The sequence below is a fragment of the Variovorax sp. J31P207 genome (genome assembly GCF_030316965.1).
Lineage (GTDB): Bacteria > Pseudomonadota > Gammaproteobacteria > Burkholderiales > Burkholderiaceae_C > Variovorax > Variovorax ginsengisoli_B.
Window position 1 is genome coordinate 1 of the sequence record NZ_JASZYN010000011.1, and the last position, 18,653, is coordinate 18,653.

Consider the following 18,653-nt stretch of genomic DNA (forward strand, 5'->3'; position numbering starts at 1 on the left):
CACCGGGTGGCCCCCGCAGCGAAGTAAAGGAGGAGGCCGCAGGCCGGGGGACATGAGCGGAGGGGGCCACCCGGTGCCCTCGGCACGCGCCCCGAACTCCCGAACCCGAACTCCCGCCCCCCGCCAGAACCGACCCGACTACGGCGCCGGAACGACCTCGTAATACACGCCGCTCGATCCGAAGTACGGCTTGTACCAAGTCGATCCGAACTGATAGAAGTTGACGCCGTTCACCACCATGCTGCGCGCCCCACCAGGCAATGCCGCCACCTGCGTGCCGAGCGGCAAGTTGCTCTGGGTGACATAGACGGGCGGCGGCACCACCACTGCGGGCTGCTGGACGACCACGGCGGGTCGGTATGAATCTGCGATGGCGGCACCCACCGCCATGCCCGCGACGGCGCCCACGGCCGCGCCGCAGCCGTAGCAGCCGGCCGGTCGGTAATACGGGTGATAGGGGTGATAGCCGCCGACCGCGACGGCGCCCCCCCGCCAGCCTCCCGCTGCAGCAATCCACGCGTTGGCATCCGACAGCGGAACGAAAACGCCCGCCACCACCGCGATGCCGAAAAAGAGTGACTTGATTGGCTTCATCGCGCTGCTCCTCTGCGTGATCACTTGTCCTGGCCCATCTGCTTGAACTCGAGCTTCACCGCGCCCTTCGGGATGCGCGCCTTGAAGGTCTGCGCCGGAACCGCTGCGTCGAGCTTCCAGTCGGACAACTCCACGGTGAACGTCGGCTGACGCTCGCCCGTCCGGTACGACACGACCATCAGGCGCGGCAGCTTGTCCATGGTGCCGATCCACACTTCCCAGTCGAGGCCCGGCGCGGTGAATGCCAGGTGATCGGTCTTGACGCCGCCGACAGTCGTCTGGCCGACCCAGAGCGCGCTGGTGAAATCCTTGGTCAGGAACGCATACGGGTCCGCCACCAGAAGATCCAGGAAGGGCGCCGTGGCGTCGGACCCCGGCTGCACGCCGTTCATGAGCGCCTCGAGGAAGCCGCCCGCCGCATCGCGCTGCGCATAGAACTTGCCGTCTGCTCCGACCACGGTCACGGTCTTGCCGTCGTAGAAGGCGTCGCTCGGGAACAGGTCGCCGCGCGCCGACACGAACAACTTGTCGGGCCGCTGCATCACCACGCGCGATGATGCATGGAGGCTCACGAACTGACCGGTCGGCGAGTGCGTCGGCACGATGCCGCGCACCTTGAAGCCGAGCGTCTTCGCGCCGGCCAGCGTGTCGCTCATGGCCTTGAGGAGCGTGAGCGCCCTCTGGTCCTTGATGTCCTTCGCGGGTGCGGCCGCGGGCACGGCCTTCTCTTGCGCCAGTGAAAGGCCGGGCGCCCACAGCGATGCGGAGGCCGCGAGCAGCGCGCAGGCAAGCGGTTGGGTGATTCGTCTCAGGTTGACGTTCATGCGGGCTCTCCAGCGGTGGCGCTCATGGCTTCCCCGCCACTGTCTGCGGCCTCGCGCCCGCTGTCTATTGCCCTTTAGGGAGGGGTGCGCCGGAGCGAGATCCCCATGGTTCGCATTTTGATTTGCGGGAAATGGACCTGTCAGGTCGCAGGCGTCATTCGAAGTTGACGCTGGTCGCCGTCAGCACGCCGTTCACGACCTGTTCGCCATGCACGTGCACCTTGACGCCGTTGCCCAGATTGGCTGCCGTGCCGTTCGTGATCAAGACGCCCGGGCCACCGGCATTCACGGGCTGCCCTCTGACCTTGAAGTCGGCGGCCGAACGGAAGGCGCCGACGGTTCCGATCAGGTCGAACGAAGCTGGCCCTCCGGTACCGGGTATGTGGCGGATCTTCAGCTGGGTCGCCTTGAGGACGCCGCCAGACAGCTTGCCGCCGACCTCCACCTTGACGCCATTGCCGACCGCTCCCGAAGGCCCGCCCGTGATCCGGGCCGACGACGCGTCGACCTGGAGGCCCAGCACGCGCAGGGCGCCCGTGCCCGCGAAGTCCGTGATGACGCCGGCGACTTGCACCGTGGTGCCCTCTGCCATCGGCACCGGGTACCACCACTGCACCAGGGTGGCGACGAGCCTGCCCGGCGACGCGCTGTCGGCCCGCACGCGCACGATGGTCCCATTGGACAGCGGCCGACCGTCCAGGCTGCCGGACAACACGGCACTGCCGTAGTCGACGGCGAGGCCGCCGAGCGTGAAGCTTCGCGCGATCGCGTCGAGGTTCTGCACCGTGCCCGTGAGAATGAACCCAGCGGGGTCTCGCTGCTCGACCCGGGTCGCCCGCAGCACGCCCGGCGCCGCAGGCAGCCCCCAGATCTGCAGCGTCTGGCCGGGCGGCAGCGCTGCGAGACCGGTGGCGTCGGCCCACACGGTGGCCTCGTCGGTGGTCACCGTGGTGCCGAGGACGACGAAGCGGCCCTGGGCCAGGTCGACCGACAGCAGCGGGCCGCGAATGTCTGCCGCCGAGTCCACGCGGCGGGCGATGCCGCTCGTGAAGTCGGCGTTGACCGGCCCCGTGACCTTCGCGCTCATCCCCAACTGCAGCCCCGCGGCGTCCTCGATGTGCCCGACCGCGGACCCGGTCTCGTAGCGAAGCCCGTTGACGATGATGCTGCCCGCGCCGTCGACCGCACCGATGCCCGTGGCGTCGGCGGTGCTCACGCCCGTGCCTCCCGAGCCGACGCCCGATCCATCGTCGCCGCCAGAGGCCGCGGTGGTCGTCGAACTGCTGCCATCGTCGGCCGCGATGCCACCCAGGCCGTTGCCGTTGCCGCTCGGTGTGGCGTCCGCCATCAGCGCAGGACTGCCGCCGGCACTCGCGAGCGACGCGCCGCCCGCGGCATTGCCGAACGCAGCCCCGCCGCCGCCGCCACCACCGCCGCCACAGGAAAGGAGCGAGGCGACAAGAAACGCCAGGATCCCGATGCGAAGCGCTTGGTTCTTCATGCTTTTTTCCCTGCTGATCTGGAGGTTGCGGCCGGCACGGGTGCGGTGGTTTCGGCTGCGGTGTCTTCGTAGTAGGTGTAGATGCCGACCCGGATCCGCCCCGTCGCGCTCTTGTCGGCGGCTTCGTAGGCGCGCGTCATTTCCTGCGTCAGGTCGTGATGCAGCCCACCCCACCGCTCCCGCACGAACTGGTGGATGCGCTCGCAGTCCTCGAGCGAGATTCCACCGGCGAACACCGACCGCTCGAGCAGCGGCGACTTGGCGCCGAGGGTGTTGGAGACCGCGGCCGACAGGTGATCGCGCGTGTTGTCGCCCAGAAACGCAAGCATCTCTTTCAGGTCGCCGGCCGGCACGAAGCCGGCCGCGTCCAGTGCCACGCGGCCGTCGCCTTCGCTGACCATGTTGAGCCGCACCAGTTCGTCGAGGATGGTGCGATGGTGCACGTTGCCTCGACTGGCGCGGCGGGCCAGCGCCTCGAACGAAGGCCCGCTCCCTTCGGCCACGATCGGCAGTCGTCGAAGCTTGGGGTCGTCTGCCAGCATCTGCAGCCACAGCGTGATCGTCTTCGCTTCGGCGGACAGTTCGGATCTCGGCAGGTCTTCGGCGCCCTCCTCCCGCACCTTGACCGTGACGGCCTTGCGATTCAATCCCGTCGTCACCGAGATCTGGCTGATGTTGGGTTCGACGCCCTGCTCGAGCCATGTGCGGCGCGCTTCATCGACCATGATGTCGCGCAGCAGCGCTTCCAGATGCGAATGCTTGACGCCGAAGGCCAGGGCCAGCCGCACCAGCGGTCGAAGCACGCGCGCCCAAGCCCCGAGTACCCAAGCCAGTTGGCCCTGCCTGTTCTCGGCGATCCCTTCCCGAAGGGACGGTCGGCCGCGCGGGTGCCTGGCGTTCTTCGATCCAGCGGGATGAACGGCCATGGAGCCTAGTTGCCCGCGCTACGGCGGGGCCGAGCCGAGCTGTCTGCAGCGGCGCGTCGGATTGGGGAGCACTTCATGCACGACCTTTGTCGGGCTGTTAACGCCCGGTTACCACTGGGACACAGTGACAAGCCTGTGTCTTACAAATCCGTTGCAACCACTATAGGACAAGAGCGCTTAAATGTGAAAACTTCCCATCCAAATGGAGAGCCCCATGTCAACCAGCACACACGGCGGAAAGCCGGCCAGTCGGAAACCCAGCCGGGCCTTGGTATCGATCCGTCGCCGAGGAGCAGCTGCGCGAGATTCGTTGCGACCCGGCGAGATGAGCGCCCGCAGGGCGTGGAATGCCGCCGTGCAGGCAAGACAGGCGATCCACCTTCGCATCGTCGCCGCGTTTCGCAGCCAGGTTGAGGGCCGGGGGCCCGGGCCGACCGACGTCGAGTTGCGTCTTTTCGCCAGGATTGCCGTCGCCGAGGAAAGGCTCAGGCGAGCCTTCCGGCGGGCCAAGGTCCAGCCATGCTGCAGCTCGGCAAGTTCGTCCATGCGAGCTGCGGGACTCGGGCGCCCGGGGGACTTCCGATGATGGCCGTCGAAACGTCCGACTGGACCGCCCCGGCGCCGTCCTGCACCGCCTTCGGCAGCCTGATCGATCTGGTGAGGCTGCGGATCAGTGCCAGTTCGGCCGAGGTATGCGATGCCTGCAACACGATCAACCTCGGTTCGGCGCGCTATTGCAAATGCTGCTCCCACAAGCTGGCGGGCTTCTATGTCGCCAAGGGACTGGGGACCATGGCGGCACCGCAATGGGATGGGCTCGCCGTGCCGCGACGCGCGTCGGCGCTGGACTTCGTGGCGTTCTTCATCGTGATCAATTCACTTGTCCTCGTCACCAGTCTCATTCCTGTGCCGTAGCTCGGCCGCCGCTCGCCCGGCGTGGAAAGAAACAATGACCAAATACTGCGAGGCCTGCCACGCGCCCAATCGGGACAGGGCCAGGTATTGCCGCGGTTGTGCGGGCAAGTTCTCAGGCGTGCGCTTCGATGCGGCTGCCTTTGTCCACACACTGCCCGACGCGCATGCCGCGCAAGCCATGCCTTTGGCGAGGCCAAAGGACGGGCCGCCTCGCGCACCGACCGAAGGAGCGAAGGCGCATCGTCGCGGCAAGTTCGGACTGCCGGCTGGAATCGATATCTCGCTGGTGCTCCTGGTGCTCGCGCTGCCGCTGTTTGCAGGCGCCTTCGTCTATTGGTACGCGAGTCGCTCTCCGGTCCGGACGCAACGCATTCTCGATCCGCCCCCGGTATCGGTTCAGTCTCCAGCGGCGGCGCAGACAACCCTGGTGACCTTCTCGCCGCCCGACCTGCCGCCGCCCCTGGTGGTTCCGGCGCAGCAAGACCGATCCGGTCTGGAAACAAGTCCCGAACCGCAGGTCCCCGCACCTTCGCAGCGGACGGCACCGCGCCGACGAGGCCAGGCCGTGGCAGCCACGCCGAAACGAAGCCACGACACAGTGACGACCGCGGTCGTCGTCGAGACGGGCCGCCGAGGGGTGAGCGTACCCGCGGCTGTCCAGGCTTCGAAGCTCAAGCCGAATGACGTCGAGGCGCTGCAGGTCAAGCGCTCGAGGACGGATCCGGGCAGAGCCGCCGTCCTCGTCGTGCCGAGCAACCCGCCATGCGATCGCTACAACCCGTTTGGAGAACGCGTCTGCCTGGGCGCAGTGGCGGCTGGACCCGTCGCTCGACACGTGTCGGTGACCGGTGTTGGCGGCGGTGCAATGGCGGCCATTTCGAGCGCTGATCCTGGTGGAAGCACCAGCTCTGCTTCTGCAGGGTCCAGCGTGGCATCCTCGGCCAGCGTGGGAGGCGGCGCAGGCGCGGCCGGTGCAAGTTCAAGCGCGGGGGCAGCCGGCGGAGCTGGAGGTCCCGGTCCCGGCGGGGGCGGTGGCGGGGGCGGATCAGGCGGGGGCTCCGGGGGCGGTGGCGGCCCTGGGGGTGGTGGTGGTCCTGGCGGTGGCGGCGGCCCCGGCGGTGGTGGTGGTCCCGGCGGTGGCGGCGGCCCCGGCGGTGGTGGTGGTCCCGGCGGTGGTGGTGGTCCTGGCGGTGGTGGTGGTCCTGGCGGTGGCGGCCCTGGCGGTGGTGGTGGTCCCGGCGGCGGCGGCGGCCCGGGCGGTGGCGGTGGTCCCGGGGGCGGTGGCGGCCCTGGTGGCGGCGGGCCCGGGCGATAGCCCCCCAGGCGCGCAACAGCGCTAGCCCAGCCTTCCGACCTCCCCCCGCAGCATCGCAGCCAGCACCGCCGCGCGCGAGCGCGGCAAGCGCGACGCCGGCACCACGATGCCGAGCGCCGCATCGCCGCACGAACCCATCGCGAAACGCATGCCGACACCCGCGATGCCCTTGGCGACGATCTGCGCATGGCCCAGTTCGCGGGCCTGGCGGATCCAGCGCTGCAGCTTGGCCGCACTCATGTGGTGGGCCTGGTATTCCGCCTGGTGCCGCGCATAGTGCGCGGCGATCTCGGCGTCGCTCATCGTCGCCAGCAGCGAGAAGCTCGGGATGCCCAGCCCCAGCAGGCGCATGCTGCCCACCGTCTCGAAGAAGCTCCGGATCGGATGCGCGCCCTGCTCCAGGTGCAGGCAATGGCTGTAGTCACCAGACCGAACGACCAGGAACACATGCTCGTCCGAGCGGCGCGCCAGCGCCTTCATGGCCGGCAGGCAGCGCTCGACCAGCGGCGCGCGCTGCATCGCGGCCAGCCCGAGCGCCATGGCCTCGATGCCGAGCCGGTACAAGCCGCTGGCGGCATCGCGGCCGACCAGCCCGGCCCGCACCAGCGAAGACACGATGCGGTAGGTGGTGGTCCGGTCGAGCCGCACGGCCTCCACCAGTTCGGGCAGCGCGATGCCCTGCGCGTGCTGCGCGGCGATGCACTGCAGCAGCTGCATCGCCCGGTCGATGCTTTGCGCGCCGCGCACCACCGGGGCCGCGCGGGAAGAGGATTCGGTCGCAGCAGTCATCGAGGCAGTCGCGTGGCGCAGAGTTCGGGTGTGCACATTGTGCACAACGGGGTGCAACCGGGGCGACTCGAACAAGGGAGGCGCTCGACGAGGTCATTTGCGGGGGCGAAGCAGCGGCTCGCTCACGCCGTTGATCCCCACCAGCGCCAGCACTGTCGTCAAGCCGATCTGGGCGTCTTTCCAGCCGCTCGCGGGGTCCCACCACTCACCCGTCGTGTGCCAACCGCCCGACTCCCCGCCGTTGGACACGATGACGGCGGGAATGCCAAGCGACATCGGCACATTGGCGTCGCTGCTGTTCGGCACCAGCTTGGGTATCGGCCGGCCGAGAGCCGTCGTGGCACTGATTGCCGCCTGCACGATCGGCGAATTCGACTGCGTGTTGCCACCCGGGCGATCACCGATCAGGCGTGTGGTGAACGTCATCGCCTTGCTGTCCCAACGCTGGTTCTCCTCGGCCACACCGGCAGCAACGGCGGCAAGAATCTGTCGTTCGGTGTCCAGCAATGATTTCATGTCGGCCGACCGGATGTCGATGGCAATGCGTGCCTCTGCCGCAATGGCGTTCACGGCAGTCCCGCCGCCGACGGTCCCGACCGTGAACGTGGTCTTGGGATCGGACGGCGTCCGAACGTCAGCGATCTTCGCGACGGCCCGGGCCATCGCGTGAATCGCGCTCGGTTGCCCGAAGGTGACATAGCTGTGGCCGCCGGGCCCCTTGAAGATCACCTCGTAGCGATGGCTGCCAACACCGCCCGTCGTGATGGATCCGCTGGGGTCCGGTTCCATCCCCACCATGCCGTCGATGTCGGTGTGGTCGCGGAACACCGCCTTGATTCCTCGAAGGTCGCCAAGTTCCTCTTCGCCCACGTTGGCCACGATCATCAAGTCTCCGACCGTCTGGACGCCGAGGTCATTCAGCACCTTGGCCCACGACAGCAGCACCGCCAATCCCCGCGTATCGTCGGATATTCCGGGAGCGAACCACTTGCCATCCCGCACCTTCACCCTGACATCGGTGCCTTCGGGGAACACGGTGTCGAGATGCGCCGAAACCAGCAGCTTCGGGCCTCGGCCAACGCCCTTGCGAACAGCAATCACGTTGCCTTCCGCATCGATACGCGCGTCGAGCCCCAATGCCTTGGCCCGTGCCAGGAATGCCTCTGCACGCGCCGTTTCCTTGAACGGCGGCGCAGGAATCTCCGTCAGCATCTTCAAGTCCGACAAGCTGCGCTCGTGGTCATCCTTGACTGCTTGCAAGACGCGCTGCATCACCGGCGCCGCCAAGACCCGAGCGATGCCTTGATTCACTGCCGGATCGATCGACGGCGTTGCGACTTGCGCCTGGGCATGGGCCCCATGAAGACCGAAAAGGATGGCGCTCGTGGCGACGGCGAGGCTGACATTCCACCGGCCGAAGCGATGTTGGGACATGTGACGCGTTCCTTGCAAAGGTTCGGATTCTGGTTCGAACCAAGGAAGCTCGCTTGGCATTATTCTGGCAGTCCAACAGTTTTTCTTACAGCCATGCACCAGCGGTTTCTTCCCTCGACTCGAGCGCTGCAAGTCTTCAGCGCCGTGGCTCGTCGACAAAGCCTGAGCCAGGCCGCCGACGACCTGGCCCTCACCCACAGCGCCGTCAGCCAACAGCTTCAGAAGCTCGAAAGCCAGCTTGGCCTGAAGCTGTTCGATCGCTCGGCTCGAGGGGTCACGCTGACCGATGCCGGCCGGCTCTATCGCGAGCGAGTGGACGACGATCTGCTGCGGCTCCAGGCGCACACGCTGGAACTGATGTCCCTGCGACCGGGTGAAACGTCACTCGTCGTCGGCGCGGTGCCGGTATTGGCGGAACGATGGCTGGTGCCCCGACTGCCCGACTTCGTTGCGCAGCAACCTCACGTCACCATCGCAGTACGTGAGTTTCCGAACAAGCTCTACGCCTACGAACCGCCTTTCGACATCGCGCTCCACTACAGCGACGCCGTGTGGCCGGGCACGAATCGCGAATCGTTGATGAGCGAGTCATGCATGGCGATATGCAGTCCGGACGCTCCGCTTGCACAGCGCGCAAAGGTCGGCGACTTCCGCCAGATTCCCCTGCTCCACCTGACCAATCGACCGCAGGCCTGGCAGCACTGGTTTGCAGATGCCAGGCTCAAGCGCATTCCATCCAACCCGCTGGCCGGACACCGTTTCGACATGTTTTCGTCGCTGCTGGAAGCGGTGCGATCAGGACTGGGGTTTGGACTTGTGCCCTGCTACTTCGCCCAACGTGACATTGCTGAAGGCGTCTTGATGCAGGCCCATCCGCACGTCCAGAAGGACACCCAGAGCTACTCGGTCTTCTCGACTCAACAAGCGATGGGCCAATCAGCCGCACTGGCCTTCATTCAATGGCTTCGTTCGGAATCGAGGCATTAAAGGCCGGCGCCAACAATCGACGGAATGTGATCATTTCACTGCCTCGACGTCGGTCAACGTCCACGTCTTGTCGAACAGTTCCTTCTTCGGACCGTAGAGGCGGAACAAGAGTTCGAACCGCCGTTTGGAATCGGTCGGCACCCAGTTGGACGTCTTTCCGACAGGCGCCTTCGGGCCGAAGTACACGTCCGTCGAGCCGTCGGCGTTTTTCTGCACCGCCGTGGCGTTCGATGCGAGGCTCGGACGAGACATCCCGACGATCAACGCATGCGTCTCGCGGTCGTAGGCTGTCACCGACCAGTATTGCTCGATGGGCGCATTCGCCGGCACCTTCAGCCGGTAGGTCTTTCCGCCCTCCAGCGGCTTGCCGGCGCTATCGCTGGTATTCATGAGATAGAACTGGGCGCCTCCCAAGACCTTCGGGCTGAAGTACGCCATGTGGTACATCACTGCGCGGCCGTCGAGGCCGTACTCGTTGGGTTCGGCGAACTTGTTGCCCAGTCCGTCTCGGGTCTCCGGCGGCACGGGCACCGACCACCGCGTCCCATCGTAGAACGGCGGCACGAAACCATTCTCATACTTCAGGCCAATGACTTGGCGCGCCTCCCGCGCCGCCTTGCCGAAGAGCGCCTTCGTCTTGGCGTCAGGGTTGTAGGGCTTGCCCTTTTCGATACCGAGCGTCTTGAGCGAATCGATCATCACCTTGTCGCGCGTGAGCCATGGTTCGGCCTGCACAAACCGGTTGAGCAATTCGAAGAATGTCGCGTCGTAGGGAATGGTCGCGTCGAAGGGCTTGTCGTAGACGTCCACGAAGACCGTCGAATCGGGATTGGCGCCCAGCGGATAGACCTTTACCCGCTTGCCGTGATCGACGGCGGACTGAATGTCGGCGTCGCTGCGGCTCTTGAAGTTCGAGCGCAAGATGACAAAGCCCCGGTAGGTCTCCGACTGCAGCACGATGTAGCCGTCCGGTGCTTTCTCGGTGTACCCCGGTGGCAGGATGAGGTATTTCGCACCCTTGCCCTTGTCCTCGCCGGCCGGGCCGACATCCGCGAGCGCGTTCTGCCACGAGACGTCGAAGCTGCCCACGATCACATGGTCCTCGTCGGCCGGCGGGATCTCCACCACCACCGGACCCTTCGACGTGTCATAGAAAGGATTGAGGTAGATCGTGTCCGGATTGGGGGTGAGCGTCTGGTTCTTCCAGTTCACCGGATGCGACCAATAGACGACTTGGTTCAGCTTCGCTCCATTGGCGCTCGCCGCGTCCAGCATGCGCTCATAGTTGACGGCGGGCATGCCCCAGATCACGGCTTCGACAGCCCGACGCTCGACCGTTCGGCGCCGCAACGCGTCTGCGGAAAGGGTCTGTGCGTGCGCGGTCATGGCGGCGGCGCCGAGCACCAAGCCGAGGGTGAGGATCTTTTTCATGCGAGAACCTTTGAATCTGATGTGATGCTAGATCATCTTGCGCCAGCTGATCAGACCGTCCCACATCTTCTTCCAGTACTGGTCAGGTTGCGCATCCGGTTCCAGGGCCCATCAGCGACAGTCACGATTCGCTGGCGACCGGCTGCCCGGCCATCAAGGGTAATCCCGCAACGCAGTGCCCATTTGTGCACATTGTGAACACCTGGGCACTTTGTCATTGCGAACCCGCAGGGACTCGTCTGCAATGCGTTCGCCCCTGCAGAAGCCCCAGCCGCCAAAGACCCCTTTCACCAGATGCAGATTGTCCCGTCGCAACTTCATTGCGAAAGTCCCCACCCATGACTCCGTTCCAATCCCGCCTTCATCCGGCGTCCGAGGCCTTCCAGGCGCAGCGCGCCGGCATGCTCGCATTGATCGACGAGCTGCGCGCGCTGGAGCAGCGCGCCGCCGATGCCTCCGCGCGCGCCACGGCCAGCTTCGAGAAGCGCGGCGCGCTGCTGCCGCGCGAGCGCATGAGCCGACTGCTCGACCCCGGGGCGCCCTTTCTCCCGATCGCCAATCTCGCGGGCTACGGCATGGACGACCCCGATCCGGCCTCCTGCGTGCCGGGCGGCTCGCAAATCACCGGCATCGGCTTCGTGAGCGGCGTGCGCTGCATGGTGGTGGTGACCGATTCCGGCATCGACGCCGGCGCGCTGACCGAGTCGGGCAACCAGAAGCTCATGCGCTGCCAGGAGCTCGCGCTCGAGAACAAGCTTCCCTTCGTCCACCTGGTCGAATCGGCCGGTGCCAACCTGCGCAAGTACCGGGTCGAGAAATTCATCCGCGGCGGCGGCATGTTCTACAACCTCGCACGCCTCTCGGCGGCCGGTCTGCCGATCGTGACGGTGGTGCACGGCTCGTCGACCGCCGGCGGAGCCTACATGCCAGGCCTGTCGGACTACGTCGTGATGGTGCGCGGCCGGGCCAAGGCCTTCCTCGCCGGCCCACCGCTGCTCAAGGCCGCCACGGGCGAGATCGCGACCGATGAAGAACTCGGCGGCACCGACATGCACGCCAGCGTCAGCGGCCTCGCCGAATACGTGGCCGAGGACGACGCGCACGCCATCGCGGTCGCGCGCGACATCGTCGCCAACCTCGGCTGGCGGCGCGCCGCCGACGATGCGGGGGCCGCCTTCCAGCCGCCGCGACTCGATCCCGAGGAACTCGCGGGCGCGATGGTGCTGGAACACCGGAAGCCCATCGACATGCGCGAGGTGATCGCGCGCGTCGTCGACGATTCGTGCTGGATGGACTTCAAGCCCGACTACGGGCCGGCCACCATTTGCGGCAATGGCCGCATCGAAGGCCACAACGTCGGCTTCGTCACCAACAACGGCCCGATCGACCCCGCCGGCGCGACCAAGGCGGCGCAGTTCATCCAGCTGTGCAACCAGTCGGGCACGCCGATCGTCTACCTGCAGAACACCACCGGCTTCATCGTCGGCCGCGCCTCCGAAGAGGCCGGGATGATCAAGCACGGCAGCAAGATGATCCAGGCGCTGGCCAATTCGCAGGTGCCGCAGGTCACGATCTATTGCGGCGCCTCGTTCGGCGCCGGCAACTACGGCATGTGCGGCCGCGCCTTCCATCCGCGCTTCTGCTTCTCATGGCCCAACGCACGCACCGCCGTGATGGGCGGCGAGCAGGCCGCGACCACGCTGGAGATCGTGGCGCGCCAGCAGGCCGAACGAAAAGGCGCGACCGTGGACGACGCGAAGCTCGCGGCGCAGAAGGCCGAGATCGTCGCCAACTTCGAGCGCCAGGCGAGCGCCTTCCACACCAGCGGCCATTTGCTCGACGATGGCGTGATCGACCCGCGCCGCACGCGCGACGTGCTGGCCTTCGTGCTCGCGACCGCGCGCGATGCCGAGCAACGCACCACCCGCCCGATGCAGTTCGGCGTCGCGCGCTTCTAGCCCCGAGGACTCCCATGCTTTACACATCCGAACACCACGCGCTGATGCAGAGCATCCGCCGCTTCATCGCCTCCGAGATCGACCCCTTCGTCGACGAATGGGAAGCCGCCGAGATCTTCCCGGCGCACGACCTGTTCCGGAAGATGGGCGGCCTCGGCTTTCTCGGCATCACCAAGCCCGAGGCCTATGGCGGCCTGGGTCTCGACTTCTCCTATGCACTGGCGGCCGCCGAGGCGATGGGCTACGCGCGCGCCCAGGGCGTGGCGATGGCCATCGGCGTGCAGTCGAACATGGCGACGCCAGCGCTGGCGGCCTTCGGTTCCGACGATCTCAAGCGCGAGTTCCTGGCGCCCGCGATCGCCGGCGAGATGGTGGCCGCCATCGGCGTGTCCGAACAAGGTGCCGGCTCGGACGTCGCCTCGCTCAAGACCCGGGCCCGGCGCGACGGCGACGACTACGTGATCAGCGGCTCGAAGATGTGGATCACCAACGGCACCCAGGCCGACTGGATCTGCCTCTTGTGCAACACCTCCGAAGGCGGCTCGGCGCACAAGAACAAGTCGCTGATCATCGTGCCGCTCATGCAGGACGGGAAACGCACGCGCGGCATCGAGGTGCAGAAGATCAGGAAGTTCGGCATGTGGAGTTCCGACACGGCGCAGATCTTCTTCGACGAGGTGCGCGTGCCGGTGCGCCATCGCATCGGCGAAGAAGGCATGGGCTTCATCTACCAGATGAAGCAGTTCCAGGAAGAGCGGCTCGACGGCGCCGCGCGGCGCCTGTCGGCCATGGCCTGGATCCAGGAGACCGCCGACTACTTGCGCCAACGCCAGGCCTTCGGCCGGCCGCTGCTGGACAACCAGTTCATCCAGTACAAGCTGGCCGAACTCAAGACCGAGCTCGAAGCCCTGCGCGCCCTGGTCTACGTCGCGACCCAGACCTACATCGAGGGCGGCGACGTGGTCGAGCTGGCCTCGATGGCCAAGCTCAAGGCCGGGCGGCTGTCGCGCGAGATCGCCGACTGGTGCATGCAGTTCCAGGGCGGCATGGGCTACACCTGGGACAACCCGGTGTCGCGAGCCTACCGCGACTACCGGCTCGGCTCGATCGGCGGCGGCGCGGATGAAGTGATGCTGATGGTCATCGCCCGCCAGATGGGCCTCATGAACATGAACGCCTGAAGCGATGGCCCCGACCATGGACTACAGGCACCTCCTGCTCCGCCGCCGGCACGACGTGCTGTTCGCGACCTTGCACCAGCCGAAGACGCGCAACGCCCTCTCGCCCGAGGTGGTGGCCGAACTCGCCGAAGTAATCGGCCTCGCCGAGTCCGACACGGCCGTGCGGGCCCTGGTGCTGCGCGGCAGCCAGGGCTTCTTTTGCGCCGGCGGCAATGTCGGCAGCTTCCAGTCGCGGCTCGACGCCGACACCGCCGGCGGCGAGGACCCCGTGGCCGCGCGCAACCGCGAGTTCGGCCGCTTCATGCAGCGCCTGGCCGCGCTGCCGGTGCCGGTGATCGCGGCGGTCGAAGGCGCGGCGATGGGCGGCGGCATGGGCCTCGCCTGCGCTGCCGACATCGTGCTGGCGACGCGCGCTGCGCGCTTCGCGCTGAGCGAGACCTCGCTCGGCATCATCCCGGCGCAGATCGCGCCTTTCGTGGTGGCGCGCCTGGGCCATCGCATCGCGCGCCGGCTCGGGCTCAGCGGCGAACGCGCGAGCGGCGACACGGCCTTGCGCCTCGGCCTCGTCGACGAACTCGCAGCCGATGGCGCGGCGCTCGATGAACTGCTGGCACAGTGGCTCGGCCGGGTCGGCGCCTGCGCCCCGCTGGCCAACCGCGTGCTCAAGCCGCTGCTGCAGCGCTGCGGCCGCGACAGCGACGAATCGCTGCTCGACGACGCGGCCCGCCAGTTCGCCGGCTGCATGCGCAGCGAAGGCGCCGAGGGCATCGCGGCCTTCCGCGAGAAGCGCGCCGCCGCATGGCACCGCGAATTCAGCGCCGCCGAGATTCGCGAAGCGCAGGCCGTGCCGGCCTCCGTCGCCGCCTGAGGAACCACTTCCATGACCACGCGCAAACAGATCCGCCCCTTCCACACCGTGCTCGTCGCCAACCGCGGCGAGATCGCCATCCGCATCCTTCGCACCGTGCGCCGCATGGGCTACGGCAGCGTCGCCGTGTACTCCGAAGCCGACCGTTCGAGTCCGCACGTGCACGCCGCCGACCGCGCCGTGCTGATCGGCGGCGCGGCGCCGCGCGATTCGTACCTGAACATTCCCGCCATCCTCGAAGCGGCGCGCCGCACGGGCGCCGACGCGGTGCATCCCGGCTACGGCTTCCTGGCCGAGAACGAGGACTTCGCGGACGCGGTCGATGCCGCCGGACTGGTCTTCATCGGCCCTTCGGGCGCGGCGATCCGCGCGATGGGCAACAAGGCGCAGGCCAAGCGGCTCGTGATGGCCGCCGAGATGCCCTGCATTCCCGGCTACCAAGGCGAGGACCAGCGCGACGCTGCCTTCGTGCACGCGGCCGCGGACATCGGCTTCCCGGTGATGGTGAAGGCCGCGGCCGGCGGCGGCGGGCGCGGCATGCGGCTGGTCGAGGACGCCGCCGCGCTGCCGCAGGCCCTGGCCTCGGCGCGCTCCGAGGCCGAGGTAGCCTTCGGCTCCGGCGAACTGATCCTCGAGCGCGCGGTGGTCGCGCCGCGCCACGTCGAGATCCAGGTCCTGGCCGACAGCCTCGGCCATGTGATCCATCTCGGCGAGCGCGACTGCTCGGTGCAGCGGCGCCACCAGAAGGTGATCGAGGAAGCGCCCTCGCCCGCCGTCGACGCCGCCCTGCGCGCACGCATGGGCGAAGCTGCGGTCAAGAGCGCCCGGGCGATCGGCTACATCGGTGCCGGCACGATGGAATTCCTGCTCGACAGCGGAGGCCGTGCCGACGCCGGGCCGCCCCAAGGCGGCACAGCCCCCTCGGGGGGCAGCGACCCGCGCAGCGGTGGAGCGTGGGGGCCACAGTTCTATTTCATGGAGATGAACACCCGCCTGCAGGTGGAGCATGCGGTGACCGAGGCGATCACGGGCCTCGATCTGGTCGAATGGCAGTTGCGCATCGCGGCCGGCGAGCCGCTGGCGATCCAGCAGTCGGAGGTGCGGCTCGACGGCCATGCGATCGAGGTCCGGCTCACGGCCGAAGACGTGCCCGCGGGCTTCCTGCCGCAGACCGGCCCGGTGCTGCGCTGGCGGCCGCCGGCCGACGGCCACGACGTGCGGGTCGACCATGCGCTGGCCGAGGGCGGGGCCGTGTCGCCGCACTACGACTCGATGGTCGCCAAGCTGGTGGCGCACGGCGCCACGCGCGAGGAAGCACTGCGCAAGCTGCTGCGGGCCACCGAGCACTGCGTGCTGCTCGGCCTGCCGAGCAACCAGGGCTTCCTGGCCGATTGCCTGGCCGATCCGGTGTTCGCCGACGGCCTGCAGGTCAACACCGGCTTCGTGCCGCAGCGCTTCGGCGCCGCCCTGGCCGAACGCGCAGTGCCGACCTCGCGGACCGTGGCGCTGGCGGCCTTTGCGGCGCTGGCCGAGGCGATGCCCGGCGCGGCGGGCTCGCTGTCGATCGCGACCCACGCGCTGGGCCAGCAGCCGGCGCGGATCGCGCTGGCCCAGGGCAGCCTCCGCTGGGACGTGCACCTGGCCGGCCAGGGCACGCACTGGGTGGCCGAGGTGCAGGGCCGCGATGCGGCACCGGAGCGTCTCGTGCTGCGCGATGCGCGCTGGCACGACGGCGGCCGCAGCGCCTTCAGCGCCGAATGCGACGGCATGGTCGAGAGCGCGGTGGTCGCGGCCCAGGACGACGCGCTGCACCTGTTCCACGCCGGCCGCGCCTGGAGCTTCGAGCGCACCAGCGAGCGCAAGAGCCGCGTCGCCGAAGGCGGCACCGGCGCCATCACCGCGCCGCTGACCGGCCGCATCGTCGAAGTCGCGGTGCGCGTCGGCGACGCGGTCGCGGCCGGCCAGCGGCTGGTGGTGCTCGAAGCCATGAAGATGGAGCACCAGCTGACCGCCCCGCTGGCCGGCGTGGTGGCCGAAGTCTGCGTGCAGGCCGGCGGCCAGTCGGCCAAGGGGGCGCTGCTGCTGCGCATCGAGGCCCGGGCATGACGAAAGCGGTGCGCATCGGCGGCGCCAGCGGCTTCTGGGGCGATTCCGCCATCGCCACCCCGCAGCTGTTGCAGGTCCCGGGCCTGCAGTACCTGGTCTACGACTACCTGGCCGAAACCACGATGTCGATCCTGGCGCGGGCGCGCGCCAAGGACCCGGCACTGGGCTACGCCACCGACTTCGTGCACGCCGCCATGGCGCCGAACCTGGGCGCGATCTGCGCCCGCGGCGTGCGCGTCATCGCCAACGCCGGTGGGCTGAACCCCGAAGCCTGCCGCGACGCGCTGTCGGCGGTCGCGCGGCAGCAGGGGCTGGCGCCCCGCATCGCCGTGGTCACGGGCGACGACCTGATGCCGCAGTTCGAAGCGCTGCGCGCCCAGGGCCTGCGCGACCTGCACACCGGCGAGGCACCGCCGGCCGGCCTCTACTCGGCCAACGCTTACGTGGGCGCCCGCGGCATCGCGCAGGCCCTGGCGCTGGGTGCCGACATCGTGATCACCGGCCGCTGCGTCGACAGCGCGGTGGTGGTCGGCGCGCTGGCGCACGAGTTCGCCTGGCGCTGGGACGACTGGGACCGCATCGCCGCCGGCACCTTGGCGGGCCACGTGATCGAATGCGGCGCCCAGGCCACCGGCGGCCTCTTCACCGACTGGGCGCAGGTGCCCGACTGGGCGAACATGGGCTATCCGGTGATCGACTGCGCCGCCGACGGCAGCTTCGTGCTGTCCAAGCCCGAAGGCACGGGCGGCCTGATCCACCCCGGGGCGGTCGCCGAACAGGTGCTCTACGAAGTGGGCGACCCGGCCCACTACCTGATGCCCGACGTCAGCTGCGACTTCCGCCAGGTGCGGGTCGAGGCCGAGGCGCCCGGCCGGGTGCGCGTGAGCGGCGCCCGCGGCCGGCCTCCGACCGCGAGCTACAAGGCCAACGGTACCTGGCGCGACGGCTGGCAGCTGCAGCTGCTGATGGCGATCCGTGGCATCGATGCGCCCGCCAAGGCACGCAAGACCGCCGACGCCCTGCTCGAACGCACCCGGGCCCAGCTGCGCGGCCGCGGGCTGGCCGACTACACCGAGACCCGGGTCGAGCTGCTCGGCTGCGAGGCACTCTACGGCGCCCACGCCCGCAGCCTGCCGACCCGCGAAGTGGTGCTCCGGATCGCGGCGCGCCATGCCGACCCCCAAGGCCTGGCCTTCCTGCAGCGCGAGTGCGCCTCGGCCGGGACTTCGATGGGACCGGGCACGCGCTCTTCGTTCGCGGGCCGCGCCGACGTGCAGCCGGTCATCAAGGTCTTTTCGTTCCTGGTGCCGAAGGCGAAGCTCGCGCTGCGGGTCGCGCTCGGCGACACGAGCGAAGCCGTCGCAGCGCCGGCGCAGGGCCCTGCCACCGCACCGTTGCCGCTGGACGTCGACGCCACGCGGATCCAGCCCGGAGACGACGCCGTGAGCGTGCCGCTGGTGGCGCTGGCCTGGGCCCGCAGCGGCGACAAGGGCGACGACGAGAACATCGGCGTGATCGCGCGCCGCCCCGAATTCCTGCCGCTGCTGCGGGCACAGCTAGGGCCGGCGCAGCTGCGCGCGTACTTCGCGCACCTGGTCGACGGCGAGGTCGAGCGCTTCGAGGTCCCCGGCCTGCACGCGCTGAACTTCGTGCTGCAGCGGGCGCTGGGCGGCGGCGGCGTCGCCAGCCTGCGCTCGGACCCGCTCGGCAAGTCCCTCGCCCAGATGCTGCTCGACCACCCGGTCCGGATTCCGCGGCGCTGGATCGACGAAGGGCTGGTGACCGGCCCGGCGCCGGACCACGCTTCCCACCCATAACCCAAGG

The 18,653-nt window shown here is 68.5% G+C and carries 15 protein-coding genes; 8 read left to right on the forward strand and 7 right to left on the reverse strand.

The window, feature by feature from the left end; genetic code table 11:
- Positions 1-138 precede the first annotated feature (138 nt).
- From QTI68_RS29410 to QTI68_RS29425, 4 genes are all read right to left on the reverse strand, one after another.
- Positions 139-594, reverse strand: a complete 456-nt coding sequence (locus QTI68_RS29410; protein WP_286526714.1) for a hypothetical protein — start codon at positions 592-594, stop codon at positions 139-141.
- Between the two features lie 20 nt (positions 595-614).
- Positions 615-1,418 (reverse strand): DUF2092 domain-containing protein, encoded by an 804-nt coding sequence (locus QTI68_RS29415; RefSeq protein ID WP_286526715.1) that lies wholly within the window; start codon positions 1,416-1,418, stop codon positions 615-617.
- 154 nt (positions 1,419-1,572) lie between these two features.
- Positions 1,573-2,919 carry a DUF5666 domain-containing protein gene (locus QTI68_RS29420; protein ID WP_286526716.1) on the reverse strand — a complete coding sequence of 449 codons (1,347 nt, stop codon included), beginning with the start codon at positions 2,917-2,919 and terminating at the stop codon, positions 1,573-1,575.
- Complete coding sequence (locus tag QTI68_RS29425; protein ID WP_286526717.1) at positions 2,916-3,722, reverse strand: DUF6502 family protein; 807 nt, start codon at positions 3,720-3,722, stop codon at positions 2,916-2,918. The genes QTI68_RS29420 and QTI68_RS29425 overlap by 4 nt, the downstream gene beginning before the upstream one ends.
- A gap of 642 nt (positions 3,723-4,364) precedes the next feature.
- On the opposite strand from QTI68_RS29425, the gene QTI68_RS29430 reads away from it, so the two are divergent.
- Together QTI68_RS29430 and QTI68_RS29435 are read left to right on the forward strand one after the other, a co-directional pair.
- Positions 4,365-4,760, forward strand: coding sequence for a hypothetical protein (locus tag QTI68_RS29430; RefSeq protein WP_286526719.1), 396 nt, complete (start codon positions 4,365-4,367; stop codon positions 4,758-4,760).
- Positions 4,761-5,791: 1,031 nt separating this feature from the next.
- Complete coding sequence (locus QTI68_RS29435) at positions 5,792-6,100, forward strand: hypothetical protein (protein WP_286526720.1); 309 nt, start codon at positions 5,792-5,794, stop codon at positions 6,098-6,100.
- On the opposite strand, the gene QTI68_RS29440 is transcribed toward QTI68_RS29435, so the two are convergent.
- Positions 6,097-6,864 (reverse strand): IclR family transcriptional regulator, encoded by a 768-nt coding sequence (locus QTI68_RS29440; protein WP_286526721.1) that lies wholly within the window; start codon positions 6,862-6,864, stop codon positions 6,097-6,099. The two genes, QTI68_RS29435 and QTI68_RS29440, sit on opposite strands and share 4 nt — an antisense overlap.
- A 93-nt stretch (positions 6,865-6,957) precedes the next feature.
- Entirely contained in the window at positions 6,958-8,298 is a 1,341-nt protein-coding gene (locus QTI68_RS29445) for a M20/M25/M40 family metallo-hydrolase (RefSeq protein WP_286526722.1), read from the reverse strand.
- 93 nt (positions 8,299-8,391) lie between these two features.
- Here QTI68_RS29445 and QTI68_RS29450 point away from each other — a divergent pair, with 93 nt between their 5' ends.
- Positions 8,392-9,285, forward strand: a complete 894-nt coding sequence (locus tag QTI68_RS29450; protein ID WP_286526723.1) for a LysR substrate-binding domain-containing protein — start codon at positions 8,392-8,394, stop codon at positions 9,283-9,285.
- 30 nt (positions 9,286-9,315) lie between these two features.
- On the opposite strand, the gene QTI68_RS29455 is transcribed toward QTI68_RS29450, so the two are convergent.
- Positions 9,316-10,716, reverse strand: coding sequence for a DUF1254 domain-containing protein (locus QTI68_RS29455; RefSeq protein WP_286526724.1), 1,401 nt, complete (start codon positions 10,714-10,716; stop codon positions 9,316-9,318).
- A 338-nt stretch (positions 10,717-11,054) separates the two neighbouring features.
- Between QTI68_RS29455 and QTI68_RS29460 the strand changes: the two genes are divergently transcribed.
- From QTI68_RS29460 to QTI68_RS29480, 5 genes are read left to right on the forward strand one after another with little or no spacing between them, the layout of a single operon-like run.
- A complete protein-coding gene (locus QTI68_RS29460; protein ID WP_286526725.1) occupies positions 11,055-12,674 on the forward strand; it encodes an acyl-CoA carboxylase subunit beta in 1,620 nt (539 codons plus the stop codon).
- Between the two features lie 14 nt (positions 12,675-12,688).
- Positions 12,689-13,855 carry an acyl-CoA dehydrogenase family protein gene (locus tag QTI68_RS29465; protein ID WP_286526726.1) on the forward strand — a complete coding sequence of 389 codons (1,167 nt, stop codon included), beginning with the start codon at positions 12,689-12,691 and terminating at the stop codon, positions 13,853-13,855.
- A gap of 16 nt (positions 13,856-13,871) precedes the next feature.
- Entirely contained in the window at positions 13,872-14,723 is an 852-nt protein-coding gene (locus QTI68_RS29470; RefSeq protein ID WP_286526727.1) for an enoyl-CoA hydratase/isomerase family protein, read from the forward strand.
- A 12-nt stretch (positions 14,724-14,735) separates the two neighbouring features.
- Positions 14,736-16,829, forward strand: a complete 2,094-nt coding sequence (locus tag QTI68_RS29475) for an acetyl/propionyl/methylcrotonyl-CoA carboxylase subunit alpha (RefSeq protein ID WP_286526729.1) — start codon at positions 14,736-14,738, stop codon at positions 16,827-16,829.
- A complete protein-coding gene (locus QTI68_RS29480; protein ID WP_286526730.1) occupies positions 16,826-18,646 on the forward strand; it encodes an acyclic terpene utilization AtuA family protein in 1,821 nt (606 codons plus the stop codon). Before QTI68_RS29475 ends, QTI68_RS29480 begins: the two co-directional genes overlap by 4 nt.
- The last annotated feature ends 7 nt before the right edge of the window (positions 18,647-18,653 follow it).